At 64.6% G+C, this 20,954-nt stretch carries 20 protein-coding genes and 1 riboswitch; of the genes, 13 read left to right on the forward strand and 7 right to left on the reverse strand.

The window, feature by feature from the left end; all coding sequences use genetic code 11:
- Position 1: 1 nt before the first annotated feature.
- Positions 2 to 718, reverse strand: coding sequence for a glutathione S-transferase family protein (locus ACEN9O_RS07370; protein WP_495616932.1), 717 nt, complete (start codon positions 716 to 718; stop codon positions 2 to 4).
- A 26-nt stretch (positions 719 to 744) separates the two neighbouring features.
- Positions 745 to 2,670: a lytic transglycosylase domain-containing protein gene (locus tag ACEN9O_RS07375; protein ID WP_495616933.1), complete on the reverse strand. Its 1,926-nt coding sequence runs from the start codon at positions 2,668 to 2,670 to the stop codon at positions 745 to 747.
- An 89-nt stretch (positions 2,671 to 2,759) separates the two neighbouring features.
- Here ACEN9O_RS07375 and ACEN9O_RS07380 point away from each other — a divergent pair, with 89 nt between their 5' ends.
- A complete protein-coding gene (locus ACEN9O_RS07380) occupies positions 2,760 to 3,383 on the forward strand; it encodes a 5-formyltetrahydrofolate cyclo-ligase (protein ID WP_495616934.1) in 624 nt (207 codons plus the stop codon).
- Positions 3,384 to 3,436: 53 nt separating this feature from the next.
- Here ACEN9O_RS07380 and metF read toward each other — a convergent pair whose 3' ends face one another.
- From metF to ahcY, 3 genes are all read right to left on the reverse strand, one after another.
- Positions 3,437 to 4,264 (reverse strand): methylenetetrahydrofolate reductase [NAD(P)H], encoded by an 828-nt coding sequence (gene metF / locus ACEN9O_RS07385; protein ID WP_495616935.1) that lies wholly within the window; start codon positions 4,262 to 4,264, stop codon positions 3,437 to 3,439.
- Positions 4,257 to 4,607, reverse strand: a complete 351-nt coding sequence (locus ACEN9O_RS07390; protein ID WP_026334838.1) for a phage holin family protein — start codon at positions 4,605 to 4,607, stop codon at positions 4,257 to 4,259. Before ACEN9O_RS07390 ends, metF begins: the two co-directional genes overlap by 8 nt.
- A gap of 138 nt (positions 4,608 to 4,745) precedes the next feature.
- Positions 4,746 to 6,173 carry an adenosylhomocysteinase gene (gene ahcY / locus ACEN9O_RS07395; RefSeq protein ID WP_495616936.1) on the reverse strand — a complete coding sequence of 476 codons (1,428 nt, stop codon included), beginning with the start codon at positions 6,171 to 6,173 and terminating at the stop codon, positions 4,746 to 4,748.
- A 28-nt stretch (positions 6,174 to 6,201) separates the two neighbouring features.
- Positions 6,202 to 6,269, reverse strand: a riboswitch (S-adenosyl-L-homocysteine riboswitch).
- A gap of 122 nt (positions 6,270 to 6,391) precedes the next feature.
- Here ahcY and ACEN9O_RS07400 point away from each other — a divergent pair.
- On the forward strand, positions 6,392 to 6,919 hold the full coding sequence (locus ACEN9O_RS07400; protein ID WP_495616937.1) for a hypothetical protein: 528 nt from the start codon (positions 6,392 to 6,394) through the stop codon (positions 6,917 to 6,919).
- A gap of 140 nt (positions 6,920 to 7,059) precedes the next feature.
- Here ACEN9O_RS07400 and metK read toward each other — a convergent pair whose 3' ends face one another.
- Positions 7,060 to 8,226, reverse strand: coding sequence for a methionine adenosyltransferase (metK, locus tag ACEN9O_RS07405; RefSeq protein WP_495616938.1), 1,167 nt, complete (start codon positions 8,224 to 8,226; stop codon positions 7,060 to 7,062).
- Between the two features lie 195 nt (positions 8,227 to 8,421).
- Here metK and ACEN9O_RS07410 point away from each other — a divergent pair, with 195 nt between their 5' ends.
- The 3 genes from ACEN9O_RS07410 to dapF are packed head-to-tail and all read left to right on the forward strand — an operon-like array spanning position 8,422 to position 11,024.
- Positions 8,422 to 9,273 carry a lysophospholipid acyltransferase family protein gene (locus ACEN9O_RS07410; RefSeq protein WP_495616939.1) on the forward strand — a complete coding sequence of 284 codons (852 nt, stop codon included), beginning with the start codon at positions 8,422 to 8,424 and terminating at the stop codon, positions 9,271 to 9,273.
- Positions 9,270 to 10,148, forward strand: coding sequence for an LpxL/LpxP family acyltransferase (locus tag ACEN9O_RS07415; protein ID WP_495616940.1), 879 nt, complete (start codon positions 9,270 to 9,272; stop codon positions 10,146 to 10,148). Before ACEN9O_RS07410 ends, ACEN9O_RS07415 begins: the two co-directional genes overlap by 4 nt.
- 12 nt (positions 10,149 to 10,160) lie before the next feature.
- The gene (dapF, locus tag ACEN9O_RS07420) at positions 10,161 to 11,024 is read left to right on the forward strand and encodes a diaminopimelate epimerase (RefSeq protein ID WP_495616941.1); all 864 of its coding nucleotides are present in this window, start codon (positions 10,161 to 10,163) and stop codon (positions 11,022 to 11,024) included.
- Between the two features lie 9 nt (positions 11,025 to 11,033).
- On the opposite strand, the gene ACEN9O_RS07425 is transcribed toward dapF, so the two are convergent.
- On the reverse strand, positions 11,034 to 12,599 hold the full coding sequence (locus tag ACEN9O_RS07425; protein WP_495616942.1) for a tetratricopeptide repeat protein: 1,566 nt from the start codon (positions 12,597 to 12,599) through the stop codon (positions 11,034 to 11,036).
- 419 nt (positions 12,600 to 13,018) lie between these two features.
- Here ACEN9O_RS07425 and ACEN9O_RS07430 point away from each other — a divergent pair, with 419 nt between their 5' ends.
- The 8 genes from ACEN9O_RS07430 (at position 13,019) to hslU (ending at position 20,940) form a co-directional block, all read left to right on the forward strand.
- On the forward strand, positions 13,019 to 14,065 hold the full coding sequence (locus tag ACEN9O_RS07430) for a porin (RefSeq protein WP_495616943.1): 1,047 nt from the start codon (positions 13,019 to 13,021) through the stop codon (positions 14,063 to 14,065).
- A 122-nt stretch (positions 14,066 to 14,187) separates the two neighbouring features.
- Positions 14,188 to 14,856, forward strand: coding sequence for a DUF484 family protein (locus tag ACEN9O_RS07435; RefSeq protein WP_495616944.1), 669 nt, complete (start codon positions 14,188 to 14,190; stop codon positions 14,854 to 14,856).
- Between the two features lie 8 nt (positions 14,857 to 14,864).
- Positions 14,865 to 15,800, forward strand: coding sequence for a tyrosine recombinase XerC (locus ACEN9O_RS07440; protein ID WP_495616945.1), 936 nt, complete (start codon positions 14,865 to 14,867; stop codon positions 15,798 to 15,800).
- Between the two features lie 131 nt (positions 15,801 to 15,931).
- The gene (locus ACEN9O_RS07445; protein ID WP_495616946.1) at positions 15,932 to 16,990 is read left to right on the forward strand and encodes a CobW family GTP-binding protein; all 1,059 of its coding nucleotides are present in this window, start codon (positions 15,932 to 15,934) and stop codon (positions 16,988 to 16,990) included.
- A gap of 89 nt (positions 16,991 to 17,079) precedes the next feature.
- On the forward strand, positions 17,080 to 17,529 hold the full coding sequence (dksA, locus tag ACEN9O_RS07450) for an RNA polymerase-binding protein DksA (protein WP_070271465.1): 450 nt from the start codon (positions 17,080 to 17,082) through the stop codon (positions 17,527 to 17,529).
- Positions 17,530 to 17,595: 66 nt separating this feature from the next.
- On the forward strand, positions 17,596 to 18,912 hold the full coding sequence (locus ACEN9O_RS07455) for an STAS domain-containing protein (RefSeq protein WP_495616947.1): 1,317 nt from the start codon (positions 17,596 to 17,598) through the stop codon (positions 18,910 to 18,912).
- Positions 18,913 to 19,051: 139 nt separating this feature from the next.
- Positions 19,052 to 19,594: an ATP-dependent protease subunit HslV gene (hslV, locus tag ACEN9O_RS07460; RefSeq protein WP_495616948.1), complete on the forward strand. Its 543-nt coding sequence runs from the start codon at positions 19,052 to 19,054 to the stop codon at positions 19,592 to 19,594.
- On the forward strand, positions 19,591 to 20,940 hold the full coding sequence (gene hslU, locus ACEN9O_RS07465; protein ID WP_495616949.1) for an ATP-dependent protease ATPase subunit HslU: 1,350 nt from the start codon (positions 19,591 to 19,593) through the stop codon (positions 20,938 to 20,940). The genes hslV and hslU overlap by 4 nt, the downstream gene beginning before the upstream one ends.
- Positions 20,941 to 20,954: the final 14 nt, after the last annotated feature.

A 20,954-nucleotide genomic window follows, 5' to 3' on the forward strand; every position in this document is an offset into this window, starting at 1 on the left:
GTCAGTCCGGCATTTCGGCATCGTGCTTGGGCGCCCTTTCGGTTTCGGCCATCGCCTCCTCGACCCAGCGGGCCACGGCGGGATGCGCCAGCACGCGCTGGCAGTAGGCGTCCAGCGCCGGCGCCAGCGAGACGCCGTAGGTGCGGAAGCGCATCACCACCGGCGCGTAGTAGGCGTCGGCGATCGAGAACTCGCCGAACAGGAACTGGTGGTGGCCGAAGCGCGACAGGCATTCTTCCCATATCTCGCTGATGCGGCCGATGTCGGCCTGGGTGCCGTTGGTGCGGCCCTTGCCCGGATAGCTGGCGCGGATGTTCATCGACATCGAGGTACGCAGGTCGCTGAAGCCGGCGTGCATCTCGGCGCATACCGAGCGCGCCATCGCGCGCGCGGCCACGTCCTGCGGCCACAGGTGCAGTTCCTGGAACTGCTCGGCGAGGTATTCGCAGATCGCCAGGCTGTCCCAGATCGTCATCTCGCCGGCCAGCAGCACCGGCACGCGGCCGCTGGCCGAGTAGCCGCAGATGCGGTTGGCGGTGTCGTCCTGGTCCAGCAGCACGCGCACCTCCTGGAACGGGATGCCGAAGGCGGTCATCGCCACCCACGGGCGCATCGACCATGACGAATAGTTCTTGTTGCCGATGACGAGCGTCAGGCCCGGCTCGCGGGCGGCGGCCAGGGTTTGCGACAGGCTGGGATCAAGTTGAGTGGTCTGCATGATGCGTCCAATGGTTGTTGTAGATGTCAGCGCGAGCCGAAGCTCGACTCCTGCTGTTCCTGTTCGGTGTAGCCTCTCGGCGCGACGGTGCCCAGCCGCGCCTTCAACGATTGCGGGCGCCCCTCAAACAACGCCGCGTAGTAGGTGGTGTTCGACATCACGTTCTTGACGTAGGTGCGGGTTTCGACGAAGGGGATCGATTCGATGAAGACCGCGCTGTCCATCGGCTTGGTCAAGGTCGAACGCCACGAGCGCAGGCGGCCCGGCCCGGCGTTGTAGGCGGCGGTGGCCAGCACCTGCGAGCCGTCCATATTCCCCAGCACCATGTTGAGGTAGTTCGCGCCCAGCAGGATGTTGGTGCGCACGTCGCTCAGCATCTCCTGCGCGAAGTCGGTCAGGCCGATCTTCTTGGCCACCCAGCGGCCGGTGGACGGCATCACCTGCATCAGGCCCGAGGCGCCGACGTGCGATTGCGCGTCCATGATGAAGCGCGACTCTTGCCGTATCAGGCCGTACACCCAGGCCTTGTCCAGGCCCAGCGTCTGCGTGGTCGGATGCATGATGTCGATATGCGGCGCCGGGAAGCGCTGCGTGTAGTCGACCTGGATGCGGGTGCGGTCCGAGGTGTTGACCATGCGGTCGAGGATATTGTTCTGGCGCGCGAATTCGGCGGCCGCCAGGTGTTCGCGTTCGCTCAGGCCGCGCAGGCCCCAGTTCCATTCGCGCGTGCCTTCGAAACGCAGGCGCATGCCGAAGAATTTCAGGGCGCGCTGGAAGTTCGGATTGGCGGCGATGGGCGCGATCTCGGCCGGCGTGATCGGCAGGCCTGGCAGCGGAATGGTAATCAGCTTGCCGGTTTCCTCCAGCGCCAGCAGGCCGTAGAAGTTGGACTGGTCCGAGATGCTGCGGAACAGCTGCATCGCTTCGCCGGTGGCCTGGATGGAACCCGCTTGCACCATCAGCGCGCGGCCCAGCCAGTAGACCCAGGCCGGATCGGCACGCAGCCACGATGGCATGGCGCGGATGTCCTTCTCCACCTGCTTCCAGTCGCCGTTGCGCAGCGCGATGCGGGTCTTCCATTGAATCTGGTCGACCGACAGCGCGGCGCCGTTCGATTTCTGCCAGTACTCGGTGGTCTCCGGCGCCAGCGAATACGACGATTGCAGCGCCACCGCGGCCCAGGCTTCCTGCTGTTCCTGCGGGCTCAGTTTCGAAGCGGCCTTGTTCAACGCCAGCACCGCCAGCTTGGTGCTGGTCTTGGCCATGCGGCCGATGGCGACGATGTAGATCTCGTGTTCGACACGGCCGCCGCCCACGCCCTTGGCCAGCGCGATGGCCGGCAGGTCGACCGCCTGCACGGCCTTTTTCTCGTTCCCGTTCAACAGCGCGACGATGCGGCGCGCCTGGCCGGTGGCGTTGTACTCGCCGGACAGGCGCAGCTGCGCGTACAAGTCGTCGGTGTTGAACTGGCCGGCCTGGTACAGCGTGGCGATCAGGCCCGCGCATGGTTCGCCGTAGCCGTTGGGCGCGGTGAGCAGCTCGCGCGCTTCGCCGGCCACCTTCTGGCCCTTGAGCGCGCGCGATTGCAGCGCGTAGCATTTGACCTGGGTGTCGTCATTCAGCACGAACAGCGGCAGCTGCTCGTCGAAGGTGGCCCAGTCGCGCTTGCGGCCCAGGTCCAGCAGCCAGTCGTTGCGCAGGCGGTCGACGATGGCCTGGCCTTCGTAGCGCTTCATGAAATCGCGGATTTCCGCGTACGAGGCATCCTTCAGCCGCGGTTTCAGCCGATAATAATCGACGTAGGACGGAATGGAATAATCGGCCAGGCGGGCGGCGTAGAAATCGGCCTTGGATGTGTCGTCCTGGCGCACGGCGTCGCGCAGCAGCAGGAAGGAATCGTCCGCCCTGCGGCCGTCATCGCCAAGGTCGTCGGCGTGGGCCAGGGAGCTCATTGCCACAGCAGCAAAAGTGGCGGCGCCGGCAATCCATTTTAAAGCGGAAATCAATGTGCAACTCTCTAAAGTCTTGAAAATCTGAACCTATGACCAGCGACCCTAGAATACCACGCGCCACGACCGCACCACCAGCCCCGCCAGCCCCGCAAAAGGCCGACCTGCGCAAGCAGTTGCTGACCGCGCGCCGCGCCCTGGATCCCGCCACGCGCGCGCTGTGGGACCATGCGATCGGCGAGCAGGTGGTCGCCTGGTGGAAGGCCGCGCGGCCGGCGGCGCTGGGCGTGTACTGGCCGCTGCGCGACGAGCCGGATCTGCATGCCGCCTACGCGGAGCTGGCGCGCCTGGGCGCGCGGCTGCTGCTGCCCGTGGTGGTGGAAAAACATGCGGCGCTGGAGTTTGCCGAGTGGCGCATCGGCGAGACGATGGTCAGGGATGCGATGGGGGTGGCGGTGCCGGCCGAGCTGCGCCTGCAGGAAGCGTATCCGCCGGCGCTGCTGGTGCCGTGCCTGGGCTACACGCCGCAGGGCTACCGGCTGGGATATGGCGGCGGTTTCTATGACCGCACGCTGGCGCGCTCACCGCGCCCGCAGACACTGGGCATTGCCTACCAGTGCCTGCAGGTGCGGTTCGACGGCGACGGTCACGATGTGGCGCTGGACCGCATCATCACCGAAGCAACCGGTCATTCCCGCGCAGGCGGGAATCCATAGAACCTCTGCTGAGCTAACGCTCTATGGGTTCCCGCCTGCGCGGGAACGACACGTCACACCAGGCGCTGCCACAGCGCGGTGGTGGCCGCGGCCTGGTTCATGCTGTAGAAGTGCAGGCCGGGCGCGCCGCCCGCCAGCAGGCGTTCGCACAGCGCGGTCACCACGTCCAGGCCGAAGGCCTTGATCGAGGCGCTGTCGTCGCCGAAGCTGGCCAGCTTCAAACGCACCCAGCGCGGGATCTCGGCGCCGCACATGTCCGAGAAGCGCATCAGCTGCGTGTAGTTCGTGATCGGCATGATGCCGGCCACGATGGGCACATCGATGCCGAGCTTGCGGGTCTGCTCGACGAACTGGAAGTAGGCGTCGGCGTTGTAGAAGTACTGCGTGATGGCGGCGTTGGCGCCGGCCTTCACCTTGCGCTCGAAGGCCAGCAGGTCGTCCTGCGGCGACTTGGCCTGCGGGTGCACTTCCGGGTAGGCCGCCACTTCGATGTGGAACCATTCGCCGGTCTCCTGGCGGATGAACTCCACCAGCTCGTTCGCGTAGCGGAACTCGCCGGCCGCGCCGTAGCCACTCGGCAGGTCGCCGCGCAGCGCGACGATGCGCTTGATGTTGTGCGACTTGAATTCCGTGAGGATCTCGCGGATCGATTCGCGCGTGCCGCCGACGCAGGACAGGTGGGGCGCGGCGTCTTCACCGGCGGCGAGGATTTCCACCACGGTGTCGAGCGTGCCGCGCTGCGTGCTGCCGCCGGCGCCGAAGGTCACGGAAAAATATTTGGGCTTGAGCTCGGAGAGCTTGGCGCGCGTGACGCGCAGCTTTTCCGCCCCTTCCGCCGTCTTGGGCGGAAAGAACTCGATACTGAAATTATGATTAGCCATCTGACTTCTTCAAAAGTAAGGTAGACAGGGCCCAGGAAATCACGCTGTACAACAGTGCACCACCGATCGCCGACGCGAAGCTGTCGACGTGGAAGCCGTCCACCCATTGGGCGACCAGCCAGAACATGAAGCCGTTGATGATGAAGATGAACAGGCCCAGCGACACCACGGTCACGGGCAGTGTCAGCAACAACAGCACAGGGCGTATCAGCGTATTGACCAGGCCCAGTACAAGGGCCGCGACGAGGGCTGCGCCTATGCTTGTGACATCGACGGAATGCATCAGGTAGGGAACTGCCAGCAAGGCAATTGCATTGATTAACCAGGTAAGGACCAAACGCATAAGATAAGCTCGCTGCAAGGGAAAGGACCGCGTCATTCCCGCGTAGGCGGGAATCCATAGAACGCCGAATATGGCGCTTCAGCATGGAGGGAATTCAGGCAATGCCTGGATTCCCGCCTGCGCGGGAACGACCGGGTTTTAGTAACGGTAGTGGTCTGGCTTGTACGGGCCGGCTTGCGTCACGCCGATGTAGGCCGCTTGCTCTTCGGTCAGCACGGTCAGCTGCGCGTTCAGTTTCTTCAACTGCAGGCGCGCCACTTTTTCGTCCAGGTGCTTAGGCAGCACGTACACGCCGACCGGATACTTGTCGGTGTTGGCGTACAGCTCGATCTGGGCGATGGTCTGGTTGGCGAACGACGACGACATCACGTACGACGGATGGCCGGTGCCGCAACCCAGGTTGACCAGGCGGCCTTCGGCCAGCAGGATGATGCGTTTGCCCGACGGGAAGATCACGTGGTCGACCTGCGGCTTGATGTTTTCCCAGGTGTACTTCTTCAGCGCGGCGACGTCGATCTCGTTGTCGAAGTGGCCGATGTTGCAGACGATGGCCTGGTCCTTCATGGCCAGCATGTGCTTCTCGGTCAGGATGTGATAGTTGCCGGTGCAGGTGACGAAGATGTCGCCGTGTTCGGCGGCGTAGTCCATGGTGACGACGCGGTAGCCTTCCATCGCGGCCTGCAGCGCGCAGATCGGATCGATTTCGGTGACCCACACCTGCGCCGACAGCGCGCGCATCGCTTGCGCCGAGCCCTTGCCGACGTCGCCGTAACCGGCAATCACGGCGACCTTACCGGCGATCATCACGTCGGTGGCGCGCTTGATGCCGTCAACCAGCGATTCGCGGCAGCCGTACAGGTTGTCGAACTTGGACTTGGTGACGGAGTCGTTGACGTTGATCGCCGGGAAGGCCAGCTTGCCTTCCTTGTGCATCTGGTACAGGCGATGCACGCCGGTGGTGGTTTCCTCGGTCACGCCCAGGATCTGCGGCAGGCGCTTGGAGTACCACGACGGGTCGATCGCCAGATGGGCCTTGATGGCGTTGAACAGGCAGATCTCTTCTTCCGAGCCTGGATTGGCCAGCACCGAGATGTCTTTCTCGGCGCGCGCGCCCAGATGCAGCAGCAGCGTGGCGTCGCCGCCGTCGTCGAGGATCATGTTCGAGTAGACCGCGTTGCCGGCGGCGTCGGCTGGCCATTCGAAGATGCGGTGGGTGTAGTCCCAGTATTCGTCCAGGGTTTCGCCCTTGATGGCGAACACCGGGGTGCCGGCGGCGGCGATGGCGGCGGCGGCGTGGTCCTGGGTCGAGTAGATGTTGCACGAGGCCCAGCGGACCTTGGCGCCCAGCGCTTCCAGCGTCTGGATCAGCACGGCGGTCTGGATGGTCATGTGCAGCGAACCGGTGATGCGCGCGCCCTTGAGCGGCTGCGAGGCGGCGAATTCCTCGCGGATGGCCATCAGGCCGGGCATTTCGGTTTCAGCGATCTTGATTTCTTTGTCGCCCCAGGCGGCCAGGGAGATGTCGGCGACCAGGAAGTCTTGTGCGGATTTGAGTACGGCGTTCATCACGCCCTCCTTTCATGTGTTGAAAAAAGTAACGTGAGCGCGGTTTGGGACTCCGAGCCTGGCGAATCATGATTCGTCGCAACGCTCCTCGGAAGGCGCATTTTAGCACCGTTGGGCTGGAATGGTGAACTGCGGCGCCAATAAAGTCCCACTTGTGGTGGATCAAGCCAACGGCGGCGGCACCCGGCTACGCTGGATTTTTCAGGTGGTGAACCATCATGACTATCGATCCGCGCGATGCGATCTGGAATGAAGCCCAGGATCTGCTGTATCGCGCCAGCTACGCCGGCGAACTCAAGACGGCCCTGCTGGCGCGCTGGGTATGGCTCGACAGCATCACCAAGATCGCGGTGGCCATCTCGTCGGGCGGCGCGGCGCTGGCCGGCCTCGTATTCTGGAAAAATAGCGACTATACTTTTTTATGGCCGATGTTCACCTCGGCCAGCGCCCTGCTCGCCATCGTGTCGCGGCAATTGTCGGTGGCCGAGAAACTGCAGGGGCATGCCACATCCGCCGTCAGCCTCAGCGTTCTGGTCATCGATATCGGCTCGCTGATTGTGCGGATGAAAATCAACCCGAACTTTTCCGTTGCGGAGTTCGAAAAGAAGCTGCTGGGTTTCAGAGGCAGGTACGGTACCGAGGTCAGCAAATTTCCGCATGACCTGCTGCTGACGCAAACGCTGCGCGTGCGGACGCAGGCGGCCGTCAATCAGGCGCTGGGCCGGCTAGAGCAGGAGGGAACATGATATCGAGAGACAATCCTCGGCGCAGGTATGAACCGCCCAATCCGATCCCGCCGCCGCCCAAGCGGCCGACCTGAGCGTTCGCGCGGTCCGGATGCGACAACGCCCCGGCATGCGGGGCGTTGTCGTTTAGTGCGTAGCGATTACTTCAGGCCGGCTGCGGAACGCAGGATGGCGGCCTTGTCGGTGCGCTCCCACGTGAATTCCGGCTCTTCGCGGCCGAAGTGGCCGTAGGCGGCGGTCTTGCCGTAGATCGGGCGCAGCAGGTCCAGCATCTGCACGATGCCCTTCGGACGCAGGTCGAAGTGCTCCATCACCAGCGCGGCGATCTTCTCGTCCGGAATCACGCCCGTGCCTTCGGTGTAGACCGTGATGTTGATCGGACGCGCCACGCCGATGGCGTAGCTGACCTGCACCTGGCACTGGCGCGCCAGGCCGGCGGCCACCACGTTCTTGGCCACGTAGCGGGCGGCGTAGGCGGCCGAGCGGTCGACTTTCGTCGGATCCTTGCCGGAGAACGCGCCGCCGCCGTGCGGGCTGGCGCCGCCGTAGGTGTCGACGATGATCTTGCGGCCGGTCAGGCCGCAATCGCCCTGAGGACCGCCGATGACGAAGCGGCCGGTCGGGTTGACCAGGTATTTGGTGTCGATCAGCCACTCGCGCGGCAGCACTTGCTTGATGATATCTTCGATCACCGCTTCTTCAATCTGCTTGTGGTGCATTTCCGGCGCGTGCTGGGTCGACAGCACCACCGTGTCCACCGACACCGGACGGCCATTGACGTAGCGCAGCGTGACTTGCGATTTGGCATCCGGGCGCAGCCATGGCAGGCGGCCGTCCTTGCGCAGCTGCGACTGGCGCTCGACCAGGCGGTGCGCGTAGTGGATCGCGGCCGGCATCAGTTCCGCGGTTTCGTCGCAGGCGTAGCCGAACATCAGGCCCTGGTCGCCGGCGCCTTGATCCAGGTCAATCCCCGCGCCCTCGTCCACGCCCTGGGCGATGTCCGGCGACTGCTTGTCGTAGGCCACCAGCACGGCGCAACCCCTGTAGTCGATGCCGTAGTCGGTGTTGTCGTAGCCGATGCGTTTGATGGTTTCACGCGCCACTTGAATATAATCCACGTTGGCATGCGTGGTGATCTCGCCGGCCAGCACGACCAGGCCGGTGTTGCACAAGGTTTCGGCGGCGACGCGGGCTTTCGGGTCCTGGGCCAGAATGGCGTCCAGGATCGCATCGGAAATTTGGTCGGCGACCTTGTCCGGGTGGCCTTCCGAGACGGATTCGGAAGTGAAGAGATAATCGTTTGACATCGCAAGCTCCTGATATTGGTTGAGAATGTTTTGTCGCTCACCAATACGGCTTGCGACGCTTTAGCGATATTTATATTCCGCTTCGCAAGTTGTCTGTTAACTCAGCGGATACTGCATACGTGGTATTTTACGCTTCTTAAAAAATTTTGGCAGAGCAACAGAAGCCAAAAGACCCTTCTATTAGACGAATTACACATGCTTGTACCAATTTTTCGACTTCTCTCCATCTTCCCGTTGCCTTTTCTGCACACGCTGGGTGCGGCGCTGGGCTGGCTGGTCTACCTGAGCTCGCCTTCCTACCGCCGCCGCATGCGCGACAACATGGCGCAGGCCGGCTACACACAGCACCTGTCGGCCGCCATCGCCGAGGCGGGCAAAAGCATCGTCGAACTGCCGTTCATCTGGTGCGCCAGGCCGGAGCGCGTGTCGCGCCACGCCACCGATGAGAACTGGGCCATCGTCCAGGCCGAGCTGGACGCCGGCCGCGGCATCGTGTTCCTGACGCCCCACCTGGGCTGCTTTGAGATCGTGGCGCAGGAAATCGCGCTGCGCACCGAGCTGATGGTGATGTACCGGCCGCCGAAAAAAGCCGCGCTCAAGCCGCTGATCGAAGGTGCACGCGCGCGCGACAACCTGCTGCTGGCGCCAGCCAATATGTCCGGCGTGCGCATGCTGGCCAAGTGCCTCAAGAAAGGCAAGCCGATCGGCCTGCTGCCGGACCAGGTGCCGCAGGAAGGCGAAGGCGTGTGGGCCACCTTCTTCGGCCGCGCCGCCTACACCATGACCTTGCCGGCCAAGCTGGCGCAGCTGGGCGACGCCACCATCATCGTCACCTACGCCGAACGCCTGCCGGGCGGCAAAGGCTATGTGATCCGCTTCGTGCCCTTCGACGGCAGCCTGGAGGGCGGCGCCGCCGAGCAGGCGCAGGCCATCAACCATGCAATGGAACGCCTGATCGCGCGCAGCCCGGCCCAGTATTTCTGGAGCTACAACCGCTACAAGGTGCCGGCCGGCATCGCGGCACCAGCAGCGGGAGCGCAGGCATGAAGCTACTGTTAGGAATCATGTGGCTGCTGCACTGGCTGCCGCTGCCGGTGCTGGGCCGCTTCGGCGACGCCGTCGGCAGCCTGCTGTTCGTGGTGATGCGTTCGCGCCGCCATATCACGCTGACCAATCTGCGTCTGTGCATGCCGGAGCTGAGCGAGGCCGAGCGCACCGGCATCGCCCGCCGCCACTTCCAGGCGTACTCGCGCAGCGTGTGGGAACGCGGCATCCTGTGGTGGGCGTCCGAGGCCAGGCTGCGGCGCCTGATCAAGGTCGAGCCGGGTCCGGTGCCGGTGGAGGCCATGACGTCCACGCCGACCATCCTGCTGTGTCCGCACTTTGTCTGCCTGGACGTGGCCGGCGCCTCGATCGCCATGGTGGCCAGCGCCTCGTCCATGTATGTGCAGCAGAAGAACGCCGCCTTCGACCAGGTGCTGCGCGCCGGCCGCGCCCGCTTCAAGCCGGTCAAGCTGTTCACCCGCCAGGACGGCATCAAGCCCATCCTGCGCGCGCTGCGCGACAAGCTGCCCTACTTCATGCTGCCGGACATGGACTTCGGCGAGAAGGATGCCGAGTTCGTGCCCTTCTTCGGCATCGAGGCCGCCACCCTGACCGCCACCGCCCGCATCGCCGCCACCACCGGCGCCCAGGTGATGCCGGTGATCGCCACCTTCCTGCCCGATTACCAGGGCTGGCGTGTGAAATTCTATCCAGTGTGGGACAATTACCCTGGTCCCGACATGGTTGCCGCCACCCGCCGCATGAACGAGTTCATCGAGGAACGCGTGCGCGAAGCCCCGGCTGAATATTTCTGGACGCACAAACGGTTCAAGACGCGCCCGAACGGCGAAGCTTCGCTGTACCAGCGTTCCAAATAAAACAGGCAGCAGATGAAACTCAAATTCACCAAAATGCATGGCGCCGGCAATGACTTCGTGGTCATCGACGGCATCAACCAGGACATCAACTTTACGGCCGCGCAGTGGCAGCTGCTGGGCGACCGCCGCTTCGGCGTCGGCGCCGACCAGATCCTGCTGGTGGAAAAGCCAACCGAGCCGGGCTGCGATTTCCGCTACCGCATCTTCAACGCCGACGGCGGCGAGGTCGAGCAGTGCGGCAACGGCTCGCGCGCCTTCGTCAAGTTCGTCGCGGAAAAAGGCCTGACCGCGCAGCGCAGCATCACGGTGCAGACCAAGGCCGGCGTGATCGCGCCGCGCCTGGAGCCCGATGGCAGCATCACGGTCGACATGGGCGCGCCGGTGCTGGAGCCGCAGCGCGTGCCCTTCGACGCCGACGGCCTGCACGGCGAGCGCCAGGGTGACGACACCTTGTGGCCGCTGGTGCTGGAGCTGGGCGGCGCGCGCGAGAGCGTGCTGATTTCCGTGGTATCGATGGGCAATCCGCACGCGGTGCAGATCGTCGACGACGTCGACGCCGCGCCGGTCGAGCTGACCGGTCCGCTGATCGAGCACCATGCGCGCTTCCCGAACCGGGTCAACGCCGGCTTCATGCAGATCGTCGGCCGCCATCACATCAAGCTGCGCGTGTTCGAGCGCGGCGTCGGCGAAACGCTGGCCTGCGGCACCGGCTCGTGCGCGGCCGTGGTGGCCGGCATCCGCCGCGGCTTGCTGGACAGCCCGGTGCGGGTCGACGCGCGCGGCGGCCAGCTGTCGATCAGCTGGGCGGGCGTGGGCCAGCCCGTGTGGCTGACCGGACCGGCGGTGACGGTGTTCGAAGGCGAAATCGAGATTTGAGGCAATAACTCAGGCGGCCAGCCGGTCCTCGTCGGCGGGCCGCCAGGTCTTCAGCCGGTACAGGCGCTGGCGGTAATTGCCCTCCAGGCCGTCCGGGCCGTTGTCGAGATGCTCGAACAGACGGCCGATGCGGTCCAGCGCCTGGCGCTCGCGCGCGGTGCGCAGCAACACCAGGCGCCGCTTGCTGCGGCCGTAGCTGGCGCGGATATCCACCACCAGGCAATGGCCCTGGTCGGCCGCTTTCACATCCAGCAGCAACGCTTCCGCCCGGCTCAGGCCGAACAGCTCGGCCAGCTCCAGCCGCGCCGCCAACAAGGGCTGGCTTTCCAGCGCTTCGCGCGCCATGCCGTCCAGGATGGCACCGGCCCAGCCCGACACCTTGGGCGCCGCCGCAACGCGCGCCAGCGCGGTTTCCGCTTCCTCGCAGCCCTGGGCCACCGCCTTCTGCAACCAATAGGCGGCGCGCACATCGCTGTGTTGATCGTTGCGGCGGTTGCGCCACGCGTAAATGCCGCACTCCAGCTGCGCGGCGCAATGGCCCATATCGGCCGCGCGCTCCAGGTAGGCTTGGGCTTCCGTCACGCAACGCTGGGAAAATTCCGGTTTCAGATAAATGCGCGACAAGGCATACCAGGCCTCGGCCAGGCCCTGGTCGCCGGCCTGGGTCAGCCAGCGGATCGCGCGCTTGAAGTTGACGGCGGCAATGCCGTTGGCCAGCCGCTTGCCGTCGCCATCCATGCGGGAAAACCACAGGCCCAGTGCCAGCTGGGCGTGGCGGTCGCCGCCGTGGGCAGCCAGTTCACGACAGTGATGCAGTTCGTCCCGGTGCTCCGTGGCGCCGTCGAACAACTCGGCGCAGCGCGCCAGCAAGGTCAATTGGGCCGGTGCCAGCGGCCAATCGGCGGCACGGGCCGCCTCGGCGTCGGCCGGGGCGTCGGCGAGCAGCTTGCGCGCCAGGGGCAAGGCGCGTTGCAAAAATGCCGCACGGTCGCCATGCCAGGCCTGTTCCAGTACGGCGTACTGGGCGGCGGCCAGGCCGCTGTCGGCCGCCCGCGCCAGCCATTGCTGGCGGACATAGGCGCGATGCGGGGACGGCCGCCCCAACGCGCGCCGGGACGGCTGCGGCGCCAGCGGCGCCGACGACGGCGGCTGCGCACCGGCCTGGTGCGCCAGCAACCATTGCGCTTCGGCCGAGCCGCCGCGCGCGGCCACCTCCAGCGCCCGCAAGGCCTTGTGGCGTAAATGCGACGTTTCTTGCCCGTCAGCCTGGTTCAGCACCAGTTGCGCCAGCACCAGGCCGGCCTGCTCGACGCCAGCGTCGTAGGCGCGGTCATACCAAGGCAGCACCGCCGGCAGGCAATGCTGGGCATGCTCAAAGGGAACGTAGCTGCCGATCAACATCCAGGCTTCATCCTGTTCCTGCAGGGCGGCGCGGTTGAGCCAGTGCAGCGCGGTAGGCAGGCTGAGCGGCAAACTGGCGCCGCCGAACAGATAGAGCTTGCCCAGCGCCAGTTGGCAGGCCGCGTCTCCCGCGCGGGCTCCCCGGATGAGCCCTAACTCTTCTCGATTAGCCATCGTCTCACTATTAGTCCGATTCATCGATGCGGCGGCGCAGCCCTGCTGTCTGCGCAGGCTGGGACGACCGCTGGTGCTTATGAGTGTAGCGTGCGATCCGCGCCACACCCTAGACAATATGCAGAACGCTTTGATTTTGCACAAGCGGCCTACCCCGCTTCGCCCTGTACGCTAGAGCTGTTTTGATGCCTGAATGAAAGGAAATAATAGCCAAACAGGCCCTTATGGCCTGCCAATCAAGCGTTTCAAAAATACAACAAGAAGCCCGGTTTCATTGGCTTTCGACCAAAACTAGCCGTCATAATCAACCATTCCAGCGCTTTTGGCCTGATGAGATATTAAGGTTCTCTCATCGAGGGTTGACTCTGCGACCCCTTGCTTTGGCTGTATGCACGTTCACTCTTAAAGGAATAACCCAAATGAAAAAATCTTTAGTGGCTCTGGCTCTCATGGGCGTATTTGCTGGCGCATACGCGCAATCGTCCGTGACCATCTATGGCACTGTAGATGCAGGTATTTCGAAGCGCACCGGCACCACCACCATGGTCGGCAAGCGCGACAACAACAAGCTCGGTTTCAAAGGCGTCGAAGATCTGGGCAGCGGCCTGAAGGCCATCTTCCAGCTGGAAATCCGCTATGAGCCGGACACCGGCGTGATTGAAAACACCACCCGTCCGCTGTTCCAGGGCCAGAGCCGCGTCGGCCTGCAGGGCGACTTCGGTACCGTGCGCCTGGGCCGTGGCCTGACCCCCTTCCAGGAAACCAGCACCGCCTTCGAACCATGGAGCGGCATGCCTGGCGTGGCCGGCTACCAGACCGACCTGCAAGTGGCCGGCTACACCAGCGATCCGTTGAGCCCGGCCGGCAACTCGAACAACCGTTTCTCGAACGCCGTGTTCTATAACACGCCGATGATCGCCGACATGTTCCAGCTGAACGTTGCCGTGGCCGCCAAGGAAGCCAACGGCAATCCGGCGATTCCAGGCAAGAGCACCAACCCTGCCGCGCCGCAATTCCCGGCCAACAGCGCTCCGGTGACCACGCCTTACTCGCTGAGCGCCACCGCCGCCAACGGCCCGTTCGCCGCCTACGCCGCCTACGAGAAGAACGCCATCGAAACCAAGCTGTGGTCGGTGGGCGCGTCGTTCAAGCCAATCAACGACCTGAAGCTGATGGGTTCCTACCAGAAGCAGGACCAGAGCAGCAGCACCCTGATCAATCCAAACACCAAGGCATGGCTGCTGGGCGCCAACTACACCATCGGCGCCGGCCTGATCCGCGTTGGCTATGGCCAGAAGACCCCGGACAACGCCCTGAACAACCCGGCCCTGGCCAAGACCAAGCAGGCGTCGATCGGCTACGACTACAACCTGTCGGCCCGTACCTACCTGTATGTCGATGCCTCGAACAAGAAGGCAGCTACCACGCTGAATTTCTACAGCCTCGGTATCCACCACAACTTCTAAGCCGCGCAGTCGGCAAGAACTGCCGGCGCTTGGGTTGGGGAATGACGGGCATGGGCAACCATGCCCGTTTTTTTTCGTTTAGAATGACTGGGCCTTTCCACCCTCGTAAATAAAGTAACTCAATGACTGTCCCACTGGATCACACCCTCGTCGCGCAATACCTGACCGAACACCCGAATTTCTTCGAAGAGCATGCCGAATTGCTGGGGGAAATCAAACTGGCCAGCCCGCTGACGGGACGCGCCGTGTCGCTGCAAGAGCGCCAGATGGAAGTAATGCGCGACAAGTACAAGACGCTGGAATTGCGCATGAGTAATCTCATGCGCCTGGCGTCGGAAAACGAAGCGATCGCCAACAAATTCCACCGCTGGACCAAGGTGCTGCTGGAAGCCGAGGATGTGGGTTCCATGCCACACGCCGTGGTCAGCGGCCTGAAGTCCAGTTTTGATGTACCGCAGGCCACGCTGCGCATCTGGAACACCGCGCCCGACTACCTCGGCGAATGGTTCGTCAACGGCGTGTCGGACGACGCGCGCATCTTCGCCAACAGCCTGATGGCGCCGTACTGCGGCACCAACAAGGATTTCGAAGCGGTGCGCTGGTTGCCGGACGCTACCGGCATCACCTCCACCGTCATCATTCCGCTGCGCAAGCCGGGCAACAAGACCGCCTTCGGCCTGCTGATCCTGGGCTCGGCCGATCCGGCGCGCTTCACCTCGCTGATGGCCACCGATTTCCTGGTCCACATCGGCGAAACCACCAGCACCGCGCTGGCCTGGCTGCTGGCCTGAGCGCCGCCATGAGCGCCGAACCAGACAGCAAGCTGGCCTGGATCGACGCTTACCTGGCCCAGCTGCGCGACCAGCGCCGGCTGTCGCCGCACACCGTCAGCGCCTACGGGCGCGATCTGTACGAATTGGCCGGGCTGTCCGCCGGCCAGGACTGGCAGCAGCTCGACCACTTCGCCATCCGCCGCCTGATCGCCAAGCTGCACGCGCGCGCGCTCGACCCGCGCTCGATCGCCCGCAAGCTGTCCAGCTGGCGCGGCTTTTTCGACTGGCTGGGCGGCCAGACCGCACTGGCGGCCAACCCGGTGCAGGGCGTACGCGCGCCCAAACGCGCCAAAACGCTGCCGCGCGCGCTGTCGGTGGACGACGCCGTGCAGCTGGTGGCGCCGTCCCGGCCGCACGCCGGCGCCGCCCCGGAAGCGGCCGAGCTGTGCAATCGCGCCATGTTCGAACTGTTGTATTCCAGCGGCCTGCGGGTGTCCGAACTGGCCGGGCTGGACCTGACCGCCGGCAAGGACGCGCTGGGCTGGGTGGCGCTGGACAACCGCGAAGTCATCGTCACCGGCAAGGGCAACAAGCAGCGCGTGGTGCCGGTGGGCGCCGCCGCGCTGGAGGCGCTGGCGGCCTGGATCGCCGTGCGGCCGGCGCCGTCCGACGGCGGCAACGCCCTGTTCCTCAGCACGCGCGGCACGCGGGTGTCGCCGCGGGTGATACAGCAACGTTTGCAGGCCCACGGCGTGGCGCACGGCGCGCCGGTGCACGTGCACCCGCACATGCTGCGCCATTCGTTCGCCTCGCACGTGCTGCAGTCGTCGGGCGACCTGCGGGCGGTGCAGGAAATGCTGGGCCACTCCAGCATCAGCTCGACCCAGGTCTACACCGCGCTCGATTTCCAGCACCTGGCCGAGGTCTACGACAAGGCCCATCCGCGCGCCAAGGTGAAATAGCCGCCGGCCGTACTGACGTCGCTCAATCAGGCGAATTGCTAGCCCAGGCTAAATTCCGGCATAATCGGCTGCTTGCATTTCTGCATTTGATCCCCATCTGGGGTTTCCCCTAGACCAGACTGGTAAGCACCATGGCACTGATACCGACCACCATCCTCACCGGCTTCCTTGGCGCCGGCAAGACCACCTTGCTGAACCGCATCCTGCAGGAGCAGCATGGCATGCGCATCGCCGTCATCGAAAACGAGTTTGGCCAGGAAAACATCGACAACGAAATCCTGGTGCAGGACAGCGGCGAACAGATCGTGGAAATGAACAACGGCTGCATCTGCTGCACCGTGCGCGGCGACCTGATCGTGGCCCTGAGCGGCCTGGCGCAGAAGCGCGAGGCCGGCGAGCTGCAGTTCGACCGCGTGGTCATCGAGACCACCGGCCTGGCCAATCCCGGCCCGGTGGCGCAGACCTTCTTCGTCGACGAGGAAGTGGGCACTCACTACATGCTGGACGCCGTGGTCACCGTGGTGGATGCCCGCCACGCCATGGACCAGCTGGACCAGCACGAGGAAGCCCAGCGCCAGGTCGGTTTCGCCGACAAGCTGCTGCTGTCCAAGACCGACCTGGTCAGCGCCGAGGACGTGGCCACGCTGACCGCGCGCCTGAAGCGGATTAATCCGCGCGCGCCGGTCAGCACGGCCGACTTCGGCCGCGCCCCGCTGTCCGAGGTGCTGGACCTGAAGGGCTTCAACCTGAACGACAAGCTGGAGCTGGACCCGGATTTCCTGGAAACCGACCAGGCCCACGACGACGACCACGTGCACGACGAGCACTGCGGCCACGATCACGGCCACCACGACCACGGTCACGGCCACAACCACCACCACGCCCACCACAGCGACGACATCGCGGCGTTTGTGTTCAAAAGTACACGCCCGTTCGACACCGCCAAGCTCGACGAGTTCCTTGGCGGCCTGGTAAATGTCTACGGTCCTCGCATGCTGCGCTACAAAGGCGTATTGTTGATGAAAGACGCCGATCGCAAGGTGGTGTTCCAGGGCGTGCACCAGATCATGGGCAGCGACCTGGGCGCCAAATGGGGAGAAAACGACGTTCGCGGCAGCAAAATGGTGTTTATCGGTAAAAATCTGCCGAAAGATATCTTTATTAGCGGTTTAGAACAATGTCTGGTATAAACTATCCGGGTTTTGTGGGGATGGCTGAATAGCCACAAACTCCGGGCTGATTAATTGAAAACTCTGTCGTATCGAAGGTAAGCGAAGTTATGACCACCAAAACTAATAAATCGACCCCCGCCGCCGCCGACCGCATCCTGACCGAAGAAGAAATTCTGAAGATGGATGAAAAGGATTATATGAATCCGGCGCAAATGGCCTTTTTCAAAGCCAAGCTGCAAGCGCTTGAAAAGGAATTGCTGAAGAACGCAGGCGAAACCACCGAACACCTGCGCGAAACCGTGCTGGTGCCGGACCCTGCCGACCGCGCCACCATCGAAGAAGAACACGCGCTGGAGCTGCGCACCCGCGACCGCGAGCGCAAGCTGCTGAAGAAGGTCCAGCAGTCGATCGTCGCCATCGACGGCGGCGACTACGGCTGGTGCGAGGAAACCGGCGAGCCGATCGGCATTCCACGCCTGATCGCCCGTCCGACCGCCACGCTGTCGCTGGAAGCGCAGCAGCGCCGCGAACTGAAGCAGAAACTGTACGGCGATTAATTCGCTGGGACTTTAAAAAAAGCACGCAGCCGCGTGCTTTTTTTTACGGCAAACACGAGGATCAGCGTGGGACTGTTCTCCATCTTCAAGAAGACCGACGCCGCGCCCGCCCCGCAGTCGAGCAACGACGATGACGAGGCGGCGCGGCTGGCCGCCAACAGCGAAACCGAACGCCAGCAACAGCAGGCGCGCCAGCGCGAGATCGCCCGCGCCACCGCGATGAAGATCGACGCCATCGAATCGGCGATGACCTTCGACATCTTCAACGAGCCGGAACCGGCCTGGGGCAGCCAGCGCGCCGCCCGCCCCGCCAGGCCCAGGCCGCCCGCCGACGGCGGCCCCGACACCCGGGCCCTGGCCGACATCCCCACCACCCTGCTGCTGCACGACGACGACCTGCCGCAACCGGCCGTGGCCGCCGAGACCGCCCCGGTGGTGGAAGAAATCGCCATCCTGTACGCCAACGGCCAGGGCGCCGTGGCCGGGCAGCTGCTCAGCGCCAGCCTGGCCGAGGCCGGCGGCGACCGCACCGTCTGGTGGATGCTGTTCGACCTGTACCAGGTCAACGGTGAGCGCGAGCGCTTCGACAACCTCTCGATCGACTACGCCAGCACCTTCGAGACCTCGCCGCCGCCGTGGAACGCGCCGGCCGCGCTGGCCGCCTCCTCGCCGGACTGGGCCGGCCTGACGCCGACCGAAGCCTTCGCCGGCGTGCTCGCCCCGCATATCGAGGCCCAGCTGCAACGGCTGCGCCAGTCGGCCGCCGCCAGCCCGGTGCTGCGGCTGGAGTTTTCCCGCGTGACGGCGGTCGAGGCGGCCGGCTGCGCGCTGCTGCTGGACACCCTGCGCAAGCTGCAAGGCCAGCAGCGCGAGCTGATCCTGGTGGGCGCCGACGGCCTGGCCGCGCTGATCCGCGACGGCATCGCCATCGGCCGCCGCGACGACACCGAGGCGCCGTGGCTGCTGCTGCTGGAGCTGCTGCAACTGCTGAACCGCGAAAAACAATTCGAGGAAATCGGCATGGATTACTGCGTCACCTTCGAAGTGTCGCCGCCGTCGTTCACGGCGCCGCACAAGGTGGCCACCGCCTCGGCCCAACATGTGTCCGCCTCGCCGGACCGCTTCATGCTGCCGCCGCTGCTCGAAGGCCAGCTCGGGCCTTTACTCGGCCAGATCCAGCACTATGCTGATCAGTACCAGACCCTGGTGTTCGACTGCTCGCGCCTGACGCGCATCGACTACGCCTGCGCCAACCAGCTGCACGCCAGCCTGGCCCAGCTGGGCAAGAAGATCGAATTCCGCGACGTCAATCACCTGGTGACGGCGCTGCTGCGCCTGCTGGGCTATACCGACATCGCCCGGATCTACCCGCACCGGTATTAGCACCCCGCAAGCAAGGGGTCTGCCCCCGGATGGGGTCAGACCCCGGTTCCGCGCAGTGCGGGGTAAAGCGCTTGCAATTGCAATGTTTAACCCCATTTTTCAGTCTTGAGGCAGTTGGCATCACTACTTTGAGGACACTATGGAACAATTTCACGGCACCACCATCCTGTGCGTACGGCGCGGCAAGCAGGTCGCGTTGGGCGGCGACGGCCAGGTCACGCTGGGCAACATCGTCATGAAGGGCACGGCCCGCAAGGTGCGCAAGGTCTACCAGGGCAAGGTGCTGGTCGGCTTCGCCGGCGGCACGGCCGACGCCTTCACCCTGCTCGACCGCTTCGAGGGCAAGCTGGAGAAGCACCAGGGCAACCTGCTGCGCGCCTCGGTCGAGCTGGCCAAGGACTGGCGCACCGACCGCGTGCTGCGCCGCCTGGAGGCCATGCTGCTGGTGGCCGACAGCGAATCGACGCTGGTGATCACCGGCAACGGCGACGTGCTGGAGCCGGAGGACGGCATCGGCGCCATCGGCTCCGGCGGCACCTACGCGCAGTCGGCGGCCAAGGCGCTGGTGGAAAATACGGAACTGTCGCCGTCGGAAGTCGTCAAAAAGTCACTGACCATCGCCGGCCAATTGTGCATCTACACCAACCTCAACCACATCATCGAGACACTGGACCCAGCATGAACATGACCCCGAAGGAAATCGTCGGCGAACTCGACAAACACGTGGTGGGCCAGGGCAACGCCAAGAAGGCGGTCGCCATCGCGCTGCGCAACCGCTGGCGGCGCCAGCAGGTCGAGGAGCCGCTGCGCCACGAGATCACGCCGAAAAACATCCTGATGATAGGCCCCACCGGCGTCGGCAAGACCGAGATCGCGCGCCGCCTGGCCAAGCTGGCCGACGCGCCCTTCATCAAGATCGAGGCCACCAAGTTCACCGAGGTGGGCTACGTTGGCCGCGACGTCGACACCATCATCCGCGACCTGATCGACATCGGCGTCAAGCAGACCCGCTCGGCCGAGATGGCCAAGGTGCGCGCGCGCGCCGAGGATGCGGCCGAGGACCGCGTGCTCGACATCCTGCTGCCGCCGGCGCGCGACTTCGGCTTCCACCAGGCCACGCCGGCCGACCCGTCCAAGGACGGCAAGGAAGGCGACACTACCCGCCAGACCTTCCGCAAGCGCCTGCGCCAGGGCGAGCTGGACGACAAGGAAATCGAGATCGAGCTGGCCGAGACCGGCCCGCAGATGGAGATCATGGCCCCGCCCGGCATGGAGGAAATGACCGAGCAGATCAAGTCCATGTTCTCCGGCATCGGCGGCAACCGCAGGAAGGCGCGCAAGGTCAAGATCAAGGAAGCGATGAAGGTGCTGATCGACGAGGAGGCCGCCAAGCTGGTCAACGACGACGAGATGAAGCAGAAGGCCATCCAGAACGTCGAGCAGAACGGCATCGTCTTCCTCGACGAGATCGACAAGATCGCCTCGCGCTCGGAAGTGGGCGGCGCCGACGTCTCGCGCGCCGGTGTGCAGCGCGACCTGCTGCCGCTGGTCGAAGGCACGACCGTCAACACCAAGTACGGCATGATCAAGACCGACCACATCCTGTTCATCGCCTCGGGCGCCTTCCACCTGGCCAAGCCGTCGGACCTGATCCCGGAGCTGCAGGGCCGCTTCCCGATCCGGGTCGAGCTGGAGTCGCTGTCGATCGCCGATTTCGAACGCATCCTGACCAGCACCGACGCCTGCCTGACCAAGCAGTACGAGGCGCTGCTGGCCACCGAGAACGTCACCATCGCGTTCGCGCAGGAAGGCATCACGCGGCTGGCGGAGATCGCCTACTCGGTCAACGAGCGCACCGAGAACATCGGCGCCCGCCGGCTGTACACGGTGATGGAAAAGCTGCTGGAGGAACTGTCCTTCACGGCCAGCGAAGACAGCGGCAAGCTCATCACCATCGATGCGGCGTATGTCAACGCGCGCCTCGACGCGCTGGCGGTCAACGAAGACCTGTCGCGCTATGTGCTGTAAGCGCGTCTTGTAAG

The sequence above is a fragment of the Duganella sp. Dugasp78 genome (assembly GCF_059491455.1).

What these genes read in the sequence shown, in the direction of transcription:
- ACEN9O_RS07410 (WP_495616939.1), top strand. Translation starts at nt 8,422, where the DNA reads ATGCTTGTACCAATTTTTCGACTTCTCTCCATCTTCCCGTTGCCTTTT.
- ACEN9O_RS07440 (WP_495616945.1), top strand. Translation starts at nt 14,865, where the DNA reads ATGAGCGCCGAACCAGACAGCAAGCTGGCCTGGATCGACGCTTACCTG.
- ACEN9O_RS07445 (WP_495616946.1), top strand. Translation starts at nt 15,932, where the DNA reads ATGGCACTGATACCGACCACCATCCTCACCGGCTTCCTTGGCGCCGGC.
- metK (WP_495616938.1), bottom strand. Translation starts at nt 8,226, where the DNA reads ATGTCAAACGATTATCTCTTCACTTCCGAATCCGTCTCGGAAGGCCAC.
- ACEN9O_RS07375 (WP_495616933.1), bottom strand. Translation starts at nt 2,670, where the DNA reads ATGAGCTCCCTGGCCCACGCCGACGACCTTGGCGATGACGGCCGCAGG.
- dapF (WP_495616941.1), top strand. Translation starts at nt 10,161, where the DNA reads ATGAAACTCAAATTCACCAAAATGCATGGCGCCGGCAATGACTTCGTG.
- ahcY (WP_495616936.1), bottom strand. Translation starts at nt 6,173, where the DNA reads ATGAACGCCGTACTCAAATCCGCACAAGACTTCCTGGTCGCCGACATC.
- hslV (WP_495616948.1), top strand. Translation starts at nt 19,052, where the DNA reads ATGGAACAATTTCACGGCACCACCATCCTGTGCGTACGGCGCGGCAAG.
- hslU (WP_495616949.1), top strand. Translation starts at nt 19,591, where the DNA reads ATGAACATGACCCCGAAGGAAATCGTCGGCGAACTCGACAAACACGTG.
- ACEN9O_RS07370 (WP_495616932.1), bottom strand. Translation starts at nt 718, where the DNA reads ATGCAGACCACTCAACTTGATCCCAGCCTGTCGCAAACCCTGGCCGCC.
- metF (WP_495616935.1), bottom strand. Translation starts at nt 4,264, where the DNA reads ATGGCTAATCATAATTTCAGTATCGAGTTCTTTCCGCCCAAGACGGCG.
- ACEN9O_RS07380 (WP_495616934.1), top strand. Translation starts at nt 2,760, where the DNA reads ATGACCAGCGACCCTAGAATACCACGCGCCACGACCGCACCACCAGCC.
- ACEN9O_RS07430 (WP_495616943.1), top strand. Translation starts at nt 13,019, where the DNA reads ATGAAAAAATCTTTAGTGGCTCTGGCTCTCATGGGCGTATTTGCTGGC.
- ACEN9O_RS07435 (WP_495616944.1), top strand. Translation starts at nt 14,188, where the DNA reads ATGACTGTCCCACTGGATCACACCCTCGTCGCGCAATACCTGACCGAA.
- dksA (WP_070271465.1), top strand. Translation starts at nt 17,080, where the DNA reads ATGACCACCAAAACTAATAAATCGACCCCCGCCGCCGCCGACCGCATC.
- ACEN9O_RS07425 (WP_495616942.1), bottom strand. Translation starts at nt 12,599, where the DNA reads ATGGCTAATCGAGAAGAGTTAGGGCTCATCCGGGGAGCCCGCGCGGGA.
- ACEN9O_RS07415 (WP_495616940.1), top strand. Translation starts at nt 9,270, where the DNA reads ATGAAGCTACTGTTAGGAATCATGTGGCTGCTGCACTGGCTGCCGCTG.
- ACEN9O_RS07400 (WP_495616937.1), top strand. Translation starts at nt 6,392, where the DNA reads ATGACTATCGATCCGCGCGATGCGATCTGGAATGAAGCCCAGGATCTG.
- ACEN9O_RS07390 (WP_026334838.1), bottom strand. Translation starts at nt 4,607, where the DNA reads ATGCGTTTGGTCCTTACCTGGTTAATCAATGCAATTGCCTTGCTGGCA.